Below are 1,358 nucleotides of genomic sequence, written 5' to 3' on the forward strand. Positions count from 1 at the left end.
CCTCTAAGCATCAGGTAACACGAAATCGTACCCCAAACCGACACAGGTGGTCAGGTAGAGAATACCAAGGCGCTTGAGAGAACTCGGGTGAAGGAACTAGGCAAAATGGTGCCGTAACTTCGGGAGAAGGCACGCTGATATGTAGGTGAAGTGATTTACTCATGGAGCTGAAATCAGTCGAAGATACCAGCTGGCTGCAACTGTTTATTAAAAACACAGCACTGTGCAAACACGAAAGTGGACGTATACGGTGTGACGCCTGCCCGGTGCCGGAAGGTTAATTGATGGGGTTATCCGTAAGGAGAAGCTCTTGATCGAAGCCCCGGTAAACGGCGGCCGTAACTATAACGGTCCTAAGGTAGCGAAATTCCTTGTCGGGTAAGTTCCGACCTGCACGAATGGCGTAATGATGGCCAGGCTGTCTCCACCCGAGACTCAGTGAAATTGAACTCGCTGTGAAGATGCAGTGTACCCGCGGCAAGACGGAAAGACCCCGTGAACCTTTACTATAGCTTGACACTGAACACTGGTCCTTGATGTGTAGGATAGGTGGGAGGCTTTGAAGTGTGGACGCCAGTCTGCATGGAGCCATCCTTGAAATACCACCCTTTAATGGCTGGTGTTCTAACGTAGACCCGTAATCCGGGTTGCGGACAGTGTCTGGTGGGTAGTTTGACTGGGGCGGTCTCCTCCTAAAGAGTAACGGAGGAGCACGAAGGTTAGCTAATCCTGGTCGGACATCAGGAGGTTAGTGCAAAGGCATAAGCTAGCTTGACTGCGAGAGTGACGGCTCGAGCAGGTGCGAAAGCAGGTCTTAGTGATCCGGTGGTTCTGAATGGAAGGGCCATCGCTCAACGGATAAAAGGTACTCCGGGGATAACAGGCTGATACCGCCCAAGAGTTCATATCGACGGCGGTGTTTGGCACCTCGATGTCGGCTCATCACATCCTGGGGCTGAAGTAGGTCCCAAGGGTATGGCTGTTCGCCATTTAAAGTGGTACGCGAGCTGGGTTTAGAACGTCGTGAGACAGTTCGGTCCCTATCTGCCGTGGGCGCTGGAGAATTGAGGGGGGCTGCTCCTAGTACGAGAGGACCGGAGTGGACGCATCACTGGTGTTCGGGTTGTCATGCCAATGGCATTGCCCGGTAGCTAAATGCGGAAGAGATAAGTGCTGAAAGCATCTAAGCACGAAACTTGCCCCGAGATGAGTTCTCCCTGACTCCTTGAGAGTCCTGAAGGAACGTTAAAGACGATGACGTTGATAGGTCGGGTGTGTAAGTGTAGCGATACATTGAGCTAACCGATACTAATGAACCGTGAGGCTTAACCTTACAACGCCGAAGATGTTTTGGCGAA

General features: G+C 52.0%; 1 rRNA gene. It reads left to right on the plus strand.

Going from position 1 to position 1,358, the window contains the following annotated elements:
• Positions 1 to 1,333, plus strand: a 23S ribosomal RNA gene (locus OGY10_RS14890); the annotation flags it as partial.
• Positions 1,334 to 1,358 lie beyond the last annotated feature (25 nt).

The organism is Citrobacter sp. Cpo148 (assembly GCF_030332375.1).
In the GTDB taxonomy this organism is placed as follows: Bacteria; Pseudomonadota; Gammaproteobacteria; order Enterobacterales; family Enterobacteriaceae; genus Citrobacter; species Citrobacter portucalensis.